Source organism: Pseudomonas capsici, from assembly GCF_017165765.1.
GTDB classification, from domain to species: Bacteria; Pseudomonadota; Gammaproteobacteria; order Pseudomonadales; family Pseudomonadaceae; genus Aquipseudomonas; species Aquipseudomonas capsici.
On the sequence record NZ_JAFGZD010000002.1, the window covers coordinates 174,905 to 191,832 of the forward strand.

The 16,928-nt window shown below is 60.3% G+C and carries 14 protein-coding genes; 12 read left to right on the forward strand and 2 right to left on the reverse strand.

Features of this window, described 5'->3' with window-relative positions; genetic code table 11:
• Positions 1-3 precede the first annotated feature (3 nt).
• The 9 genes from murD to lpxC all read left to right on the forward strand — a co-directional run bounded on the left by murD (position 4) and on the right by lpxC (position 10,455).
• Entirely contained in the window at positions 4-1,350 is a 1,347-nt protein-coding gene (murD, locus tag JSY17_RS03550) for a UDP-N-acetylmuramoyl-L-alanine--D-glutamate ligase (RefSeq protein ID WP_200977222.1), read from the forward strand.
• Positions 1,347-2,561, forward strand: coding sequence for a putative lipid II flippase FtsW (ftsW, locus tag JSY17_RS03555; RefSeq protein ID WP_117165827.1), 1,215 nt, complete (start codon positions 1,347-1,349; stop codon positions 2,559-2,561). The genes murD and ftsW overlap by 4 nt, the downstream gene beginning before the upstream one ends.
• Entirely contained in the window at positions 2,551-3,621 is a 1,071-nt protein-coding gene (gene murG, locus JSY17_RS03560; RefSeq protein WP_117165828.1) for an undecaprenyldiphospho-muramoylpentapeptide beta-N-acetylglucosaminyltransferase, read from the forward strand. Before ftsW ends, murG begins: the two co-directional genes overlap by 11 nt.
• On the forward strand, positions 3,614-5,074 hold the full coding sequence (gene murC, locus JSY17_RS03565) for a UDP-N-acetylmuramate--L-alanine ligase (protein ID WP_117165829.1): 1,461 nt from the start codon (positions 3,614-3,616) through the stop codon (positions 5,072-5,074). The genes murG and murC overlap by 8 nt, the downstream gene beginning before the upstream one ends.
• Positions 5,071-6,030 carry a D-alanine--D-alanine ligase gene (locus tag JSY17_RS03570; protein ID WP_117165830.1) on the forward strand — a complete coding sequence of 320 codons (960 nt, stop codon included), beginning with the start codon at positions 5,071-5,073 and terminating at the stop codon, positions 6,028-6,030. The genes murC and JSY17_RS03570 overlap by 4 nt, the downstream gene beginning before the upstream one ends.
• A 2-nt stretch (positions 6,031-6,032) precedes the next feature.
• The gene (locus JSY17_RS03575; RefSeq protein WP_206400570.1) at positions 6,033-6,899 is read left to right on the forward strand and encodes a cell division protein FtsQ/DivIB; all 867 of its coding nucleotides are present in this window, start codon (positions 6,033-6,035) and stop codon (positions 6,897-6,899) included.
• Positions 6,900-6,913: 14 nt separating this feature from the next.
• Positions 6,914-8,170 carry a cell division protein FtsA gene (gene ftsA, locus JSY17_RS03580; RefSeq protein ID WP_117165832.1) on the forward strand — a complete coding sequence of 419 codons (1,257 nt, stop codon included), beginning with the start codon at positions 6,914-6,916 and terminating at the stop codon, positions 8,168-8,170.
• Between the two features lie 71 nt (positions 8,171-8,241).
• Positions 8,242-9,432 (forward strand): cell division protein FtsZ, encoded by a 1,191-nt coding sequence (gene ftsZ / locus JSY17_RS03585; protein WP_117165833.1) that lies wholly within the window; start codon positions 8,242-8,244, stop codon positions 9,430-9,432.
• A 111-nt stretch (positions 9,433-9,543) separates the two neighbouring features.
• Positions 9,544-10,455: a UDP-3-O-acyl-N-acetylglucosamine deacetylase gene (gene lpxC / locus JSY17_RS03590; RefSeq protein WP_025261727.1), complete on the forward strand. Its 912-nt coding sequence runs from the start codon at positions 9,544-9,546 to the stop codon at positions 10,453-10,455.
• Positions 10,456-10,563: 108 nt separating this feature from the next.
• Here the strand turns inward: lpxC and JSY17_RS03595 are convergent, their stop codons facing one another.
• Positions 10,564-11,115, reverse strand: a complete 552-nt coding sequence (locus tag JSY17_RS03595) for a BRO-N domain-containing protein (RefSeq protein WP_206400572.1) — start codon at positions 11,113-11,115, stop codon at positions 10,564-10,566.
• Between the two features lie 407 nt (positions 11,116-11,522).
• On the opposite strand from JSY17_RS03595, the gene gspK reads away from it, so the two are divergent.
• Positions 11,523-12,488, forward strand: coding sequence for a type II secretion system minor pseudopilin GspK (gene gspK / locus JSY17_RS03600; protein ID WP_117182155.1), 966 nt, complete (start codon positions 11,523-11,525; stop codon positions 12,486-12,488).
• A 96-nt stretch (positions 12,489-12,584) separates the two neighbouring features.
• Here the strand turns inward: gspK and JSY17_RS03605 are convergent, their stop codons facing one another.
• The gene (locus JSY17_RS03605; protein WP_206400573.1) at positions 12,585-14,615 is read right to left on the reverse strand and encodes a PhoX family protein; all 2,031 of its coding nucleotides are present in this window, start codon (positions 14,613-14,615) and stop codon (positions 12,585-12,587) included.
• Positions 14,616-14,847: 232 nt separating this feature from the next.
• On the opposite strand from JSY17_RS03605, the gene JSY17_RS03610 reads away from it, so the two are divergent.
• Positions 14,848-16,500, forward strand: coding sequence for a bifunctional UDP-sugar hydrolase/5'-nucleotidase (locus tag JSY17_RS03610; protein WP_206400574.1), 1,653 nt, complete (start codon positions 14,848-14,850; stop codon positions 16,498-16,500).
• Positions 16,497-16,925, forward strand: coding sequence for a pilus assembly protein PilZ (locus tag JSY17_RS03615; protein WP_117184949.1), 429 nt, complete (start codon positions 16,497-16,499; stop codon positions 16,923-16,925). Before JSY17_RS03610 ends, JSY17_RS03615 begins: the two co-directional genes overlap by 4 nt.
• Positions 16,926-16,928: the final 3 nt, after the last annotated feature.

Consider the following 16,928-nt stretch of genomic DNA (forward strand, 5'->3'; position numbering starts at 1 on the left):
CGAGTGTCTTTGATCGTTTCCGACCGCTTCCGTATCGTTGTCGGTCTAGGCAAGAGTGGCATGTCCCTGGTTCGCTTCCTGGCGAACCGGGGTGTTGCCTTTGCCGTGGCCGATACTCGGGAGAATCCTCCGGAGCTTGCGACTCTGCGTCGCGACTATCCGCAGGTGGAAGTGCGTTGTGGCGAGCTGGACGTCGAGTTTCTCTGCCGTGCCGACGAGTTGTATGTCAGCCCCGGTCTGGCCCTTGCGACACCGGCCTTGCAGGAGGCCCATGCCCGTGGCGTCAAGATGTCCGGCGACATCGATCTGTTCGCGCGTTACGCGAAGGCGCCGATCATTGCAATCACCGGTTCCAATGCGAAAAGTACCGTGACCACCCTGGTGGGCGAAATGGCGCAGGCCGCCGGCAAGCGCGTTGCGGTCGGCGGCAACCTCGGCATGCCGGCGCTGGATCTGCTCGGTGACGATGTCGAGCTGTACGTGCTTGAGCTGTCCAGCTTCCAGCTCGAAACCACTCACGAACTCAACGCCGAAGTCGCGACCGTGCTCAACGTCAGCGAAGACCACATGGACCGCTACAGCGGCCTGCCGGCCTACCACCTGGCCAAGCACCGGATTTTCCGTGGTGCGCGGCAGGTGGTCGTCAATCGTCAGGATGCGCTGTCCCGTCCGCTGATCGTTGAAGGTCTGCCTTGCTGGACCTTCGGCCTGACCAAACCGGACTTCAAGGGTTTCGGCCTGCGTGAAGAGAGCGGCGAAAAATACCTGGCCTTCCAGTTCGACAACCTGATGCCGGTTCGCGAACTGAAAGTCCGTGGCGCACACAATCAGGCCAATGCCCTGGCTGCGCTGGCACTGGGGCACGCCGTCGGCCTGCCGTTCGACGCCATGCTGAGCAGCCTGCGCACCTTCACCGGTCTTGAGCATCGCTGCCAGTGGGTACGCGAGCTGGCTGGTGTTCAGTATTACAACGACTCCAAGGCCACCAACGTTGGTGCCGCGCTGGCGGCCATCGAAGGCTTGGGTGCGGACATTGCCGGCAAACTGGTGCTGATCGCCGGTGGCGACGGCAAGGGCGCTGACTTCAGTGGCCTGCGTGCTGCCGTCGCGGCGCACTGCCGTGCCGTGATCCTGCTGGGGCGCGATGCCGAACTGATCGCGCAGGCACTGGGCGACGCTGTACCACTGGTTCGAGTCAAGACATTGGAAGAATCCGTACAACGCAGTGCCGAACTGGCTCAAGAGGGCGATGCGGTGCTGCTGTCGCCTGCCTGCGCAAGCCTCGACATGTTCAAGAACTACGAAGAGCGCGGGCATCTGTTTGCCCGGGCCGTGGAGGGCTTGTCATGATCTTTGGCGTGATCAAGCCTTACCCGTCGCCGCTGATCAGCGGACGCGGCATAGACCTCGACTTCCCGATGCTGGCTGGTTGCCTGGCATTGCTGGGGCTTGGTCTGGTGATGATTACTTCCGCGTCGTCGGAAGTGGCTGCCGTGCAGTCGGGCAACACGCTGTACATGATGACCCGTCATCTTGTCTATCTGTTGATCGGCCTGGGTGCCTGCGGCGCGACCATGATGATTCCGGTCGCCACCTGGCAGCGCATGGGCTGGCTGATGCTGATCGGTGCCTTCGGTCTGCTGTTGCTGGTGCTGGTGCCGGGCATCGGGCGTGAGGTTAACGGCTCGATGCGCTGGATCGGTTTCGGCGCGTTCAACGTGCAGCCTTCCGAAATCGCCAAGGTCTTTGTGGTGATCTTCCTGGCGGGCTATCTGATTCGTCGTCAGCAGGAAGTCCGTGAAAGCTGGATGGGCTTCTTCAAGCCATTCATCGTGCTGCTGCCCATGGCGGGCCTGCTGCTGATGGAGCCTGACTTCGGGGCCACGGTGGTGATGATGGGCTCGGCGGCGGCCATGCTGTTTCTCGGCGGCGTCGGGCTGTTCCGTTTCTCCCTGATGGTGGTGCTGGCAGTGGTTTCCGTGGTGGTGCTGGTTCAGGCCCAGCCTTACCGGATGGCGCGTCTGACCAACTTCACCGATCCGTGGGCAGACCAGTTCGGTTCCGGCTACCAGTTGACCCAGGCGCTGATCGCATTCGGTCGCGGCGAATGGTTCGGCGTCGGTCTGGGCAACAGTGTCCAGAAACAGTTCTATCTGCCGGAAGCTCATACGGACTTCGTGTTCTCGGTGCTGGCCGAAGAGTTGGGTGTCATCGGGTCTTTGCTCACGGTGGCCTTGTTCCTGTTCGTCAGTATTCGTGGCATGTACATAGGTATGTGGGCAGAAAGGGCCAAACAGTTCTTCGGTGCTTACGTTGCCTACGGTCTTTCTTTCCTGTGGATCGGCCAGTTCCTGATCAATATCGGGGTAAACGTCGGTCTGCTGCCGACCAAAGGCCTGACTTTGCCATTCCTCAGCTACGGCGGCAGTTCGCTTGTGATCTGCTGCGCGAGCCTCGGCCTGCTGCTGCGCATCGAGTGGGAATCGCGCAACAACATGGGCAGCGAAGAAACCGAATTCAAGGAGAGCGACTTCGCCGAGGAGCCGCCCCATGGACGCTAACGTGCTGATCATGGCCGGCGGCACCGGCGGGCATGTATTCCCGGCACTGGCCTGTGCCCGCGAATTCCAGTCGCGTGGTTACAAGGTCCATTGGCTGGGTACGCCGCGTGGTATCGAAAACGAGCTGGTGCCACAGGCAGGGCTGACCCTGCATCTGATCGATGCCACCGGTTTGCGTGGCAAGGGCAAGCTGTCGTTGCTCAAGGCCCCTTTCATGCTGCTCAAGGCATTGCGACAGGCCCGCAAGGTTGTGCGCGAGCTGAAGCCGGTCTGTGTCGTGGGTTTCGGTGGCTATGTCACAGGTCCCGGCGGGCTGGCTGCGAAGCTGGCGGGTGTGCCGTTGATCATTCATGAGCAGAACGCTGTGGCCGGTACGGCCAACCGCAGTCTGTCGTCCTTCGCCAGCCGTATCTGCGAGGCGTTCCCGGACACCTTCAGTGCAACGGCCAAGCGTCGTACCACCGGCAATCCGGTGCGGGTCGAGCTCTTTCTTGAAACGCCACGACAGCCGCTGGCCGGTCGCAAGGCGCGTCTGCTGGTCCTGGGCGGCAGCCTGGGCGCGGAGCCCCTGAACAAGTTGCTGCCCGAAGCTCTGGCTCAGGTGCCTGAAGACATACGGCCCGAGATTTTCCATCAGGCTGGCAGGAAACACGATGAAGTCACCGCCGAGCGTTATCGAAACGCCGGCGTCGAGGCGCAGGTCGCGCCGTTTATCCAGAACATGGCACAGGCCTATGCCTGGGCCGATCTGGTCGTCTGTCGCGCAGGTGCGTTGACCATCAGTGAACTGGCAGCCGCAGGCTTGCCTTCGTTCCTGATCCCGCTGCCTCACGCGATCGACGACCACCAGTCTCGTAACGCTGACTATCTGGCTCGCGAAGGCGCAGCCTTTGTCATGCCGCAAGCGACAACTGGCGCCGCCGAGATGGCTACGCGCCTGAAAGAGGTTTTGATGCAACCCGAACAATTGAACAACATGGCCCGTACCGCCCGCAGGCTGGCCCGGCCAGACGCAACCAACACCGTTGTCGACGTTTGTGTGGAGGTGGCCAATGGTTGAGAGTCAACGTGCCATGCCTCAGCCTGAAATGCGCCGTATCCGCCGCATCCACTTCGTCGGTATCGGCGGTGTGGGTATGTGCGGTATCGCCGAAGTGCTGTTGAATCTCGGTTATGAAGTGTCGGGCTCGGACCTGAAGAATTCGGCCGTTACCGAACGTCTGAAATCCTTCGGCGCGCACATTTTCATCGGTCACCTTGCCGAGAACGCCGTCGGTGCCGACGTGCTGGTGGTTTCCAGCGCCGTGAACACCTCCAACCCGGAAGTCGCGACAGCCCTTGAGCGTCGTATTCCCGTGGTGCCCCGTGCCGAGATGCTGGCCGAGCTGATGCGCTATCGCCACGGCATCGCCGTCGCCGGTACTCACGGCAAGACCACCACCACCAGCCTGATCGCTTCGGTGTTCGCCGCCGGTGGCCTGGACCCGACTTTCGTGATCGGTGGCCGTCTCAACGCTGCCGGCACCAACGCACAGTTGGGCACCAGTCGTTACCTGATCGCCGAAGCCGATGAAAGCGACGCCAGCTTCCTGCATCTGCAGCCGCTGGTCGCCGTCGTCACCAACATCGACGCCGATCACATGGCCACTTACGAAGGCGACTTCAACAAGCTGAAGAAGACCTTCGTCGAGTTTCTGCACAACCTGCCGTTCTACGGTCTGGCCGTGATGTGCATCGACGATCCGGTGGTGCGTGAAATCCTGCCGCTGGTCAAGCGTCCGACCCTGACCTACGGCTTCAACGAAACGGCCGATGTGCGTGCGATCAACGTACGCCAGGACGGCATGCGGACCTTCTTCACCGTGTTGCGTCGCGACCGCGAGCCGCTGGATGTGTCGGTGAACATGCCGGGCAACCATAACGTGCTCAACTCGCTGGCAACCATCGCCATCGCCACTGACGAAGGTGTCAGCGACGAAGCCATCGTTCAGGGCCTGTCAGGCTTCCAGGGCGTGGGTCGACGCTTCCAGGTCTATGGCGAACTGCCCGTCGAAGGCGGCAACGTGATGCTGGTGGACGATTACGGTCACCATCCACGTGAAGTGGCTGCGGTCATCAATGCCGTGCGTGGCGGCTGGCCGGATCGTCGTCTGGTCATGGTCTATCAGCCGCACCGTTTCAGCCGTACCCGCGATCTGTACGACGATTTCGTACAGGTGCTGGCCGATGCCAACGTGCTGTTGCTGATGGAAGTCTACCCGGCGGGCGAAGAGCCTATTCCCGGTGCCGACAGCCGCAACCTGTGTCACAGCATCCGTCAGCGCGGGCAACTGGACCCGATCTATATCGAGCGTGGTGTCGAGCTGGCGCCGCTGGTCAAGCCGCTGCTGCGCGCCGGTGACATCCTGCTGTGCCAGGGCGCCGGTGATATCGGTGGCCTGGCTCCGCAACTGCTCAAGAGCCCGCTGTTTGCCGGTGCGGTCGTTGCGTCTACCGAAGGTAAGCTCAAATGACAGCGACCTCGCAATCTTCCCTGCGCTCGACCCTTGAGCCGAAAAGCTTCGGCCGCGTCGCCGTGCTCTTCGGTGGCAAGAGCGCCGAGCGGGAGGTTTCGTTGAAGTCCGGGCGTGCGGTGCTGGATGCATTGCTCAGTGCCGGCGTGGATGCGTTCGGCATCGATGTGGGCGATGACTTCCTGCAACGGCTGGTCAGCGAGCGGATCGACCGTGCCTTTATCGTTCTGCATGGTCGTGGCGGTGAAGACGGCACGATGCAGGGCCTGCTGGAGTGCCTGCAAATCCCTTACACCGGCAGCGGCGTACTGGCTTCTGCACTGGCCATGGACAAGTTGCGCACCAAGCAGGTCTGGCAAAGTCTCGGGCTGGCCACTCCGTTGCACGCGGTTCTGGGCAGCGAAGCCGATTGTATTTCTGCCGCGACGGAACTGGGCTTCCCTTTGATCGTCAAACCGGCCCATGAAGGTTCAAGTATCGGTATGGCGAAGGTGACCGGCGTCGACGAATTGATCGCCGCATGGAAAGCCGCCAGTACCTACGACTCGCAAGTTCTGGTCGAACAATGGATTCAAGGTCCCGAGTTCACGATCGCCTGCCTGCGTGGCGAAATATTGCCGCCCATAGGCCTGGGCACTTCTCACAGTTTCTACGATTACGACGCCAAGTACCTGGCTTCCGATACCCAGTACCGGATTCCGTGCGGGCTGAGTGATGCCAGGGAACAGGAACTCAAGCAACTGACAGCACGCGCCTGCGAGGCCATCGGCATTGCAGGCTGGGCGCGCGCGGATGTCATGCAGGATGCACAAGGCAAGTTCTGGCTGCTGGAAGTCAACACCGTGCCGGGCATGACCGATCACAGTCTGGTCCCCATGGCAGCTCGTGCTGCCGGGCTGGATTTCCAGCAACTGGTGTTGGCGATTCTGGCCGACAGCGTTCAGGTGAGAGGTTAAGCATGTACGGCGCGTCGGCACGTCATCAGCCACCTGCTCCTGGCCGCAAGCCAGTGCCGCGTGGTGCCAGTCGGATGGTGGCCAAGGAGCCATTGTCGGCGCGACTGCCCAAGCCGGGCTTCGGTTTCCTGAAGGGGCTGTTCTGGCCGGTGCTGCTGGTGGTTCTGGGGTTCGGTACGTACGAAGGTGCGCAGCGCCTGTTGCCGTATGTGGACCGTCCGATCACCCGCATCAACGTGCAGGGCGACCTGAGTTACATCAGTCAGCAGGCGGTGCAGCAGCGAATCGCGCCTTATGTGGCGGCCAGCTTCTTCACCATCGATCTGGCCGGCATGCGTACCGAACTGGAGCAGATGCCATGGATCGCTCATGCCGAAGTACGGCGTGTCTGGCCGGACCAGGTCGTGATTCGACTGGAAGAGCAACTGCCCGTCGCCCGTTGGGGAGACGAAGCGCTGTTGAACAACCAGGGACAGGCTTTCACACCGCGTGAACTGTCCAACTATGAACACCTTCCCCAGTTGTTCGGTCCGCAGCGGGCCCAGCAACAGGTGATGCAGCAGTACCAGGTGTTGAGTCAGATGTTGCGCCCCATGGGGTTCTCCATCGCGCGCCTGGAGTTACGTGAGCGTGGCAGTTGGTTCCTGACCACCGGTGCCGGCAATGCCGGTCCGGGTATCGAGTTGTTGCTGGGACGCGATAATCTTGTGGAAAAAATGCGCCGCTTCATCGCGATTTACGAAAAGACGCTTAAAGAACAAATCACGAATATTGCGCGCATCGACCTGCGTTACTCCAACGGCCTTGCGGTCGGATGGCGTGAGCAGGTAGCGCCGACAGCGGACAAGCCCGCCGTCGCGAAGAATTGATAAGAGGCTGGACCATGGCAAATGTGCAAAGCGGCAAAATGATCGTCGGGCTGGATATCGGTACCTCCAAGGTGGTGGCACTGGTAGGCGAAGTCGCGGCCGATGGCTCGCTGGAAATCGTGGGTATCGGTACCCATCCATCCCGTGGCCTGAAAAAGGGCGTGGTGGTGAATATCGAATCGACCGTGCAATCGATCCAGCGCGCCGTCGAAGAAGCACAACTGATGGCGGGCTGCCGTATCCACTCGGCGTTCGTCGGCGTTGCGGGCAACCATATTCGCAGCCTGAACTCCCACGGCATCGTGGCGATTCGTGATCGCGAAGTCAGCTCCGCGGATCTGGAGCGTGTGCTCGATGCCGCGCAGGCGGTTGCCATCCCTGCCGATCAGCGCGTGCTGCACACCTTGCCGCAGGATTACGTGATCGATAACCAGGAAGGCGTGCGCGAGCCGCTGGGCATGTCCGGCGTGCGTCTGGAAGCCAAGGTGCATGTGGTGACCTGCGCAGTGAACGCTGCCCAGAACATCGAAAAGTGCGTGCGCCGCTGCGGCCTGGAAGTCGACGACATCATTCTCGAACAACTGGCGTCGGCCTATTCGGTATTGACCGATGACGAGAAGGAACTGGGCGTGTGTCTGGTGGATATCGGTGGCGGCACCACCGACATCGCGATCTTCACCGAAGGCGCCATTCGTCATACCGCCGTGATCCCGATTGCCGGCGATCAGGTCACCAACGACATCGCCATGGCGCTGCGTACACCGACCCAGTACGCCGAAGAAATCAAGATTCGCTACGCCTGCGCCCTGGCCAAACTGGCCGGTGCCGGTGAAACCATCAAGGTACCGAGTGTGGGCGACCGTCCACCTCGCGAGCTGTCGCGCCAGGCCCTGGCCGAAGTGGTCGAACCTCGTTACGACGAGCTGTTCACCCTGATCCAGGCCGAACTGCGCCGCAGCGGTTACGAAGATCTTATCCCGGCCGGCATCGTGCTGACCGGTGGTACGTCGAAAATGGAAGGTGCGGTCGAACTGGCCGAGGAAATCTTCCACATGCCGGTACGCCTCGGCGTACCGCATAGCGTCAAAGGGCTCGCCGATGTTGTGCGCAACCCGATCTACTCCACAGGCGTCGGCCTGTTGCAGTACGGGCTGCAGAAACAGTCGGACGGCATCTCGCTGTCCGGTCTGGGCAACAGCAGCAGCTACGGCGACGAACCCAAGGCCCCAGTGCTTGAGCGCGTCAAGCGCTGGTTCCAGGGCAATTTCTGAGTTTCAAGGCTTCAAAAGTGGTAGCGGCAGGTAGTAGGCAGAAACAACTAGAGAACTGAAGGAGAGGGAAAATGTTCGAACTCGTAGACAACGTCCCGCAGAGCCCGGTAATCAAGGTTATCGGTGTGGGTGGTGGTGGTGGCAACGCTGTCAATCACATGGTCAAGAGCAACATCGAAGGCGTGGAATTCATCTGCGCCAACACTGATGCTCAGGCACTGAAAAACATCGGCGCACGCACCATCCTGCAATTGGGTACTGGCGTGACCAAAGGTCTTGGCGCTGGCGCCAACCCTGAAGTCGGCCGTCAGGCGGCACTGGAAGACCGTGAGCGCATTGCAGAAGTCCTGCAAGGCACCAACATGGTATTCATCACGACTGGCATGGGCGGTGGTACCGGTACCGGTGCAGCTCCGATCATTGCCGAAGTGGCCAAGGAACTGGGCATCCTCACGGTTGCGGTCGTTACTCGTCCGTTCCCGTTCGAAGGCCGAAAGCGCATGCAGATCGCCGATGAAGGCATCCGTATGCTGTCGGAAAGCGTCGACTCGTTGATCACCATCCCCAACGAGAAGCTGCTGACCATCCTGGGTAAAGACGCCAGCCTGCTGTCGGCTTTTGCCAAGGCTGACGATGTTCTGGCCGGTGCCGTTCGCGGTATCTCCGACATCATCAAACGTCCGGGCATGATCAACGTCGACTTCGCCGACGTCCGTACCGTGATGAGCGAAATGGGCATGGCGATGATGGGTACCGGCTGCGCCAGCGGTCCGAATCGTGCGCGTGAAGCGACCGAAGCGGCCATTCGCAACCCGTTGCTCGAAGACGTCAACCTGCAGGGCGCACGTGGCATCCTGGTCAACATCACCGCCGGTCCTGACCTGTCTCTGGGTGAGTACTCCGACGTGGGTAGCATCATCGAGGCGTTCGCTTCCGAGCACGCGATGGTCAAGGTCGGTACCGTTATCGATCCGGACATGCGTGACGAGTTGCACGTGACCGTGGTTGCAACTGGTCTGGGCGCGAAAATCGAGAAGCCTGTGAAGGTCATCGACAACACCCTGCAAGCTGTCCAGCAGGCCGCTGCTCAACCTGCAGCTGCTCGTCAGGAAGCTCCATCGGTGAACTACCGCGATCTGGAACGCCCGACCGTAATGCGCAATCAGGCTCATGCAAGCGCCACTGCAGCGGCCAAGATGAACCCTAACGATGACCTCGACTACCTGGACATCCCGGCTTTCCTGCGTCGTCAGGCCGATTGATGAAATGTATCAGGGGTATTAGGGTGATTGGTGTTCAGCAAAGGCATGGTCTGCTATCATCGCCAGCCTTTGTTGATACCAGTTCGCAACTTGCGCTGAAGCGGCCATGCCATGATTAAACAACGCACCCTGAAAAATATTATCCGTGCCACAGGTGTTGGCTTGCATTCCGGGGAAAAGGTTTACCTGACCCTCAAGCCTGCGCCTGTGAATACCGGCATCGTGTTTTGCCGAGCCGACCTGGACCCTGTCGTGCATATCCCTGCACGTGCGGAAAATGTCGGAGACACCACACTGTCGACCACTCTGGTCAGCGGTGACGTAAAGGTCGACACGGTAGAACATTTGCTTTCGGCCATGGCTGGCCTTGGCATCGATAACGCCTACGTCGAGCTCTCTGCCTCCGAAGTTCCAATCATGGATGGCAGCGCAGGCCCTTTCGTATTCCTGATTCAATCGGCCGGCCTGGAGGAACAGGACGAGCCGAAGCAGTTCATCCGTATCCTGCGTGAGGTGACAGTGGAAGAGGGCGGTAAACGCGCTACTTTCGTGCCTTTCGAAGGGTTCAAGGTCAGTTTCGAGATCGATTTCGATCACCCTGTCTTCCGTGACCGCACCCAGAGTGCAAGCGTGGACTTTTCCAGTACTTCCTTCGTGAAGGAAGTCAGCCGTGCACGGACCTTCGGGTTCATGAGTGACATCGAGTACCTGCGCAAGCACAACCTCGCACTCGGCGGCAGCGTGGAAAACGCCATCGTGGTCGACAAGGAAGGCGTATTGAACGAAGACGGCCTGCGTTACGAGGACGAATTCGTCAAACATAAAATCCTGGACGCCATCGGTGACCTCTACCTGCTGGGCAACAGCCTGATCGGTGAGTTCCGTGGCTTCAAGTCGGGGCATGCACTGAACAATCGTCTGCTGCGCACGTTGATCGAGCAGCCGGACGCCTGGGAAGTCGTGACCTTCGAGGATGCCAGTACGGCACCTATTTCTTACATGCGTCCTGTCGCGGCCGTGTAAGCAAGCTTTACTCTCTTTCCTTTGTTCTTTAAAGGCTGCCTTCGGGCGGCCTTTTTTTATGGTTTTTTCGCATGCAAAAAAAGCGGCTCAGTGTGAGCCGCTCTGCGATCAATGATGACTGCTGCACAGATTGTCGTTGATACGTGCCTTCATTCTCTGCCAGAAACCATGCTCGACTGGTCGTGTAGTCTGCAGTGCTACATTCGGCATATCCCGCAAGCGAATCCATGGCTCATCGCGCCATTGCATCACGCTCAATGACGTGCCTGGCCACTGCCAATGGCTGAGCCTCGGGTTATCCAGAGTCATATTTTGCGGTGCGTGCAGTACCGTCAGTACTTCATGAGTCAGCCACTGTCGCAGTGCCCGGTTTTCGGGGACGTAGTGATGAACCAATAACGCAAACGCACCTGACTCGCTGACCATCAATTGTTTTTGCCACTTGCCGTTAGCCTGCAACCAGACAATCCGTCGCTGATCTGCATCGAGCTTGAGTGCTGAGCGTTCACCCAGTGTCTGGCCCATCAGTCGTGCAAGGTCTGCAAGACAAAACCATGCCTGGGCTTCGCTGTGGATGGCACGCAGCATACGGTGGTGGCGTACGAAAAGGGTGGCTTCGAAATGGTCTGTGCAGGGGGGAGTTGGAACGATATTCCGCATGGGTTGCACTCTACTTTGATCACGGATTGAAGCTGCCATGGATTGTCGCCAAACAATGGGGTGGCAGCTATGTGAGGGTTGGCGAACCGGCAAGTAGAAAACCGGCAGACCCGAAGGCCTCCCGCACACAGCCGCCATAACGCGGTGGCAGACAGAATAAAGCGACTGCGGCGTGATGGGGAGTGTTTACTTGATCGGGTCGCCAAACCCGGTCGCTGATTTGCAACGACGGTGGCAAGGTTAACGGTGGCTTGGCTGGTCAGTAATTGGGGAATTCAGCATGGTCCTGGTAAGCATTCATATGTGCTTGTAGGAAGCTACGATCAGGGTCTTTTCAGCCATCTGCCACTTGCCTGAAACATTGTCGGTGTTGACTGGCGTCTTGCGTTGAAACCCAAGGCTGGACGATGACGAGAAACCGACAACAAGGTGCGGCGCTGCTGATGGTGCTGGTCGCACTGGCCATGCTGGCCGCAGGGCTGGCCTGGATGGTCGAGCAGGGAAGGCAGGAAGTGGACAGCGTGCGTCTGTTACAGCAGCGTGTGCAGGCGCGGTCCATTGAAAAGGCGGCTCTGGCCTTTACCGGGCAGGCGCTCAAGGATCCGCTGTGGCGTGCCAGTCCGCTGTTCTGGCAGGCCTTGCGCGGGCAGCCTTTGAGCTATGACTTCAAGGGCGGCAAGGCGAGTATCCGGATTGTCGATTTGCACCGCTGCTTCAACGTCAACAGCCTGATCGGACCGGAAGCCGAGCGTGCGCAAAAGCAGCTGGTTTACCTGCTGGGTGCGGATATGCAGGCTGAGCGTCTGGCCCAGAGCCTGACCGACTGGATCGATGACGATCACCAGAGCAGTCTGCAGGGAGCAGAGAACAACGAATACCTGCGCGCTTCGCCACCGCGTCTGGCGGCCAATCAGTCGATGGTCGATATCAGCGAACTGAACCTGCTGCTACCTGCCGACAACCAGCGTGAGCAACGTTATCCACAGCTGTGCGCATTGCCGGAAACCACGGGTTGGCGGCTGAATGCCAATGCCCTGAATCTCAGTGAGTTGCCCTTGCTGGAGGCTTTGTACGAGGGGCAGGTCGAGCGCTCGCAACTGACCCGCCTGATCAGTGGCAGGCCTGCCGGTGGCTATCTGGATGCCAGCGCCTTGCGTCAGGCCATGGGCGCCATGGACGATGAAGCCTTCGCCCGACTGAGCGAAGGGTTACTGCTCAATGGCGACCACTTCCTGTTGCAGATCGAAGTGGAACTGGATGGCCAGACATTTCACAGCCAATACCGCGCCGAAGCCCTGGGTATCGTGAAATGGCACAGCCGCGTGCCAGCTCAAGAGATGGTGGTAAGGGAGCGTAAGGCGGGGAAGATTTAAGCTACAAGCTACAAGCTACAAGCTACAAGCTACAAGCCGCAAGTCACCACGTTCACTTGCAGCTTGTAGCTTGCCACTTGCGGCTCTATTCCCCAACTACACCGCCAGATCGCCTCCATCAGCCCGCTGGATCACCACGGTTGAAGCGCGTGGCCGTACGGTTCCGACGGTCACGTCGGTTGCCACATCGGTCGATGGCCAGTTGTCGGGGTGCTGGATGTTGAGGAACAGGGTCTTGTTGTCCGGCGTAAAGGCCAGGCCGGTGACTTCGCTGCCATTGGGGCCGACGAAGAAGCGGCGCAGGTCGCCCTGGTTCTGGGCATTGACCGGGATCTGTTTGCCTTGGGCATCGACCATGTTGGTGGGGATGACTGCCAGCATCTGGTCGTTGGTGTAGCTGGTGATGGTGGATTCGCCGTTGTCGGTCTGGATCCACAGCACGCCGCGGCTATCGAAGCTCATGCCGTCGGGGCTGGCGAACTGGTTCAGTTCGGTCAGGCCGGAGCGGTTGATATCTGCCGTGCCGGAAGCGTTGGCACCAAAGACAAAGATGTCCCAGGTGAACGACACCAGATCGTCCGCATCATGCCAGCGGATGATGTGTCCGTGTCTGTTGTTGACCCGTGGGTTGGCAGCGTTGGCCGTGGTGCGGCTGGTGTTGTTGGTCAGGGTCAGGTACACGTCGCCATTGAGCGGGTTGACGGCCGTCCACTCCGGGCGGTCCATCGGTGTGGCACCCACTGCATCCGCTGCACCGCGGGTGTTGAGGATGATGCCCGGCAGGTCGGTGAACTTGGCACCCAGGGTGCTGCTGTCGGTCGTGGCGGTGGCTACGTCGAGCAGCAGCCAGTTGCCGCTGCCGTCGGCATTGAAGCGGGCGACATAGAGTTTGCCGCTGTCCATGTACTTGGCACCGGTGGCCAGGCGATCGCTCGGGTTGGCGTCGGCTGCGTCCCAGAGGGCAGTGGAAACGAACTTGTAGAGGTATTCGTTCTGCGAGTCGTCGCCCATGTAGAACACCACCGGTTTGCCGGGAGTGGTCAGGCCCGGCCAGCAGCCTTCGTGACGGAAGCGGCCAAGAGCGGTGCGTTTTACCGGCAGGGTGCTGGCGTTGTACGGGTCGATTTCAACGATATAGCCATAGGTGCTGGCTTCGTTGCGGTAATCGTCCGTGGCGGTGGCGCCGGACGGGGTGATGTTGAAACGGGTGAACTCGCCGTTGACCTCTGAAGCATCGCCTGCGGCGGTTTCCCAGCGATAGTTGCCGTTCGAGGTGGCGATGCCGATGCGCACCTGGTCTGCCGGACGAGTGCCTCTGTTGACGAAAATCCCCGGCCAGTTTTCTTCACAGGTCAGGTACGTGCCCCAAGGCGTGTAGCCGTTGCCGCAGTTGTTGTTGGTGCCGCGAGTCTGGCTGCCGTCGGTGGAGAACACGGTCTTGACGTGATCGGTGCCCTTGAGCGGGCCGGACAGGTTCATCACCGAAGCAGTGGTGAAGCGACGGTTCAACGGATCGTTTTCCACCACCTGCCAGCGGTTGCCGACCTTGCTGATGCGCACCACGCCCGCGCCATGGGCGTTGATTTCCTTGCGTACTTCTTCTGCCGGGCGAACGCCGCCAACCAGGGTCGGGCCGGACGGGTGCAGGGCGTTCTGGTCGATGTATTCGAAGTTGATCGCCAGCAGGCCGTCGGTGGAACTGCCGTTGATGGGGAAATAGTGCATGCCGTCGTGGTGCATGCCCATGGAGTTGGCCTGATCGGTAGAGGTGTTGCTGCCGTCGCTTTTCCAGGGGTTGGCGAGATTGCTCAACGGCGTGCCCCATGGGGCGAGTACATAAGCGGTATAACCGGCGGCCACGGTGACAGCGTCGGTGCGCGAGCCCGGGATCGAAGTAAAGCCCAGCTTCAAGCTCTCTGGCGTAGCGGGTGTCGGTGCCGGGTCGTCATTCGAATCGCTGCCACTGTCGAAGCAACCGGTCAGCCCGACGCCCGCAATCATGGCAATGGCAGCACCCAGCCCGCCACGTACCACGCTGCGACGGCTCAGATAAGTGTCCAGCACGGATGACAGCGGCTCGTTGGTACTCAGGTTGCGGTTCTGGTTATCGCCGGTATTACGACTCATTCATCAGGTCCTTTTTATGAAATAGGTTTGGAAAAGGAACCGGGACTGTAGAAGCCGAGTGTGATGATTCATTGGCAGTTTTATTAAGAAAGTGTCTGAGAATCGTCGTAGTTATTTCATTTTGTTACAGAGAGGGTTGTCAGGGCCGAGGTTAAAAATCTGCCATCAAACTGTCATTTTCCATCGCCAATATGCCGCCCCTGTGAAGGATTCGCCTCAGGACACAAGAACAATGGCTTCAATGGCGCGGCGCGATGTGTTGGGATGGATGACGGCGGGTGCCATGGCGCCGTTGCTGTCCGCCTGCTCAAGCCTTCAGTACAAAGGTTCTGTGGCCAGTGGCAGCTACGTCGATCTGCTGTATGTGGCTGACACTCTGGATGCCCGTCAGCCAGGCAAGCCGGTGGTTCCTGCCACGCATCTGGGGCCGGCGACCCGTATCGGTCAGGCTCCCTGGATTACTGGGGCCAATGCCCGTGTTCACGCACCCGATCAAACCTCACTCAACAGTCTTCTCGATAGCAGCCTGAGTCAGCACATCGAAACCGGTGGCTATCCGGTGCTGGGCGCATTGCTGCAGCGTTTGCGCAGCGAAGCGGGTGAGGGCAACAGCCTCACGCTGGAGAACGGGCAATGCTGGAATGGCAGTGGCCTGGCTTATCTGACTCAGGGAAAGTCCGGCGTTCAAGGCAGCGCATTGTTGGGCACCGAAGTGCGGGTCAGCAGCGATGAGCGTCTGCTCTGGCCGCAGCAGTGTGCCGGTCTGTATCGTCAGTTCGGGCATCCAGTTCTGGGAGCAGACCTGGCTGCGGATGTCGGTCAGCGCCTGGGCACCGAGGCCGTGGCTTTCTTTCGTCGCGGCGGAATCCGCATCGCGGTTGTCGGCATTACCGACCCTTACGCCCGTGATCAGAAACTGTCCCTCAAACAATGGCACGACAGCCTGCAACCGACACTTGAGCGTGCCCGGGCCGATGCCGATCTGCTGATTGCCCTGGCCGATGTCGGCACCGGGCCGGGGATCTGGCTGGCCGAACGTCTGTCGCAGATCGACATGGTGCTTTGCGCTCGCGGTCAGGATCTCTGGCCGCAGCCCGTGGAAATCATGCAAGCCTCTGGCAAGCGAGTGCCGGTGGTATTGGGCGGGACCCGGGCCAGCGGAGCCTTTCGCATTCGTTGCCAGCAGAGCGCGGGGCAGTGGCAGTTCACAGCACGTTTTCATCCGGCTTTTGAAAGCACCCTGACTGCGGTCGATCGGAATCAGGCCCAGCGTATTCGGCAGATCACTCAACAGCAACGCGCTGCCCATGCTGGCTGGCTTGACGAGCCGCTGGCCCGTGCGCCGGAAAACCTCTGGCGTCGGGATGTGCGCGGCGGCAGTTGGGACCGCTTGCTGCATGAGGCCTTGGCCGAGCGTCCCGACAGCTCCGTGCTGCTGCCGGGCCTGCGCTACGACAGCCCGCTGGCGCAAGGGCAGATGATTACCCGCGAGCACCTGATCAGCCTGACCGGCAGCTATCCGGCCCCGGTGGTGAATGTGCCCGCGAAGCAGGTTCCCAGGGTGCTTGAGAACGTCGCCGAGCAAATGTTTGGCGATATGTTGCTGCTGGACAACAGTCAGGATCTGCCGCGCTGGATGGGCCAGCCATGGGAGGTCACTTACAGCGCGGGCGGCAAGCGGGTCAGTGGCGTGAGCGAACCCGCCGGACAGTGCCGCACCTTTGGCCTGGGGTTCGATGCCCAGGCCGGTCAACCGCTCTGGCAGCACCTTGAAGCCTGGCTGCGCGAGCGTCCTGCCGACTGGCGCATCGCACCCTTGCACTTGCCAAAGATGCGTTACGTACAGGGGCATCCCGGCTGGCATCCACGGGAGTCTGCCGCATGATTCGTCTGGTCTGGGCGAGTCATATGCTGCTGGTGATGCTGATCGGCTGGCTGGCGGCGCAGTGTGTGTTGCAGGCCTGGCATGGTCTGGCGCAACCGGCCACCGACAGGGCACCGACGGCTCCAGTGGCCGGTCTGTTGAGCAGTCACTGGCGCGCCGGTCCCGTCCTCAGCAATGAATTGCCCCTGACCACGCTGGGTATCGAATACCTGGGCAGCTTCAAGGCGATTCCCCTGAGCGCCACGGTGGTGGTGCTGCGCTTCGAGCAGCGTCAGCGCACTCTGGGTCGCGGCCAGAAACTGGCACCTGGCGTTTCTCTGCATGACATCGATGAGCTGGGCATGGTGTTCGACAACAACGGCAAGCTCGAACGTTTGCCATGGCCCGCGCAACGGCCTTACTTCGGCTTCAAGCAACAGGGATAAGCA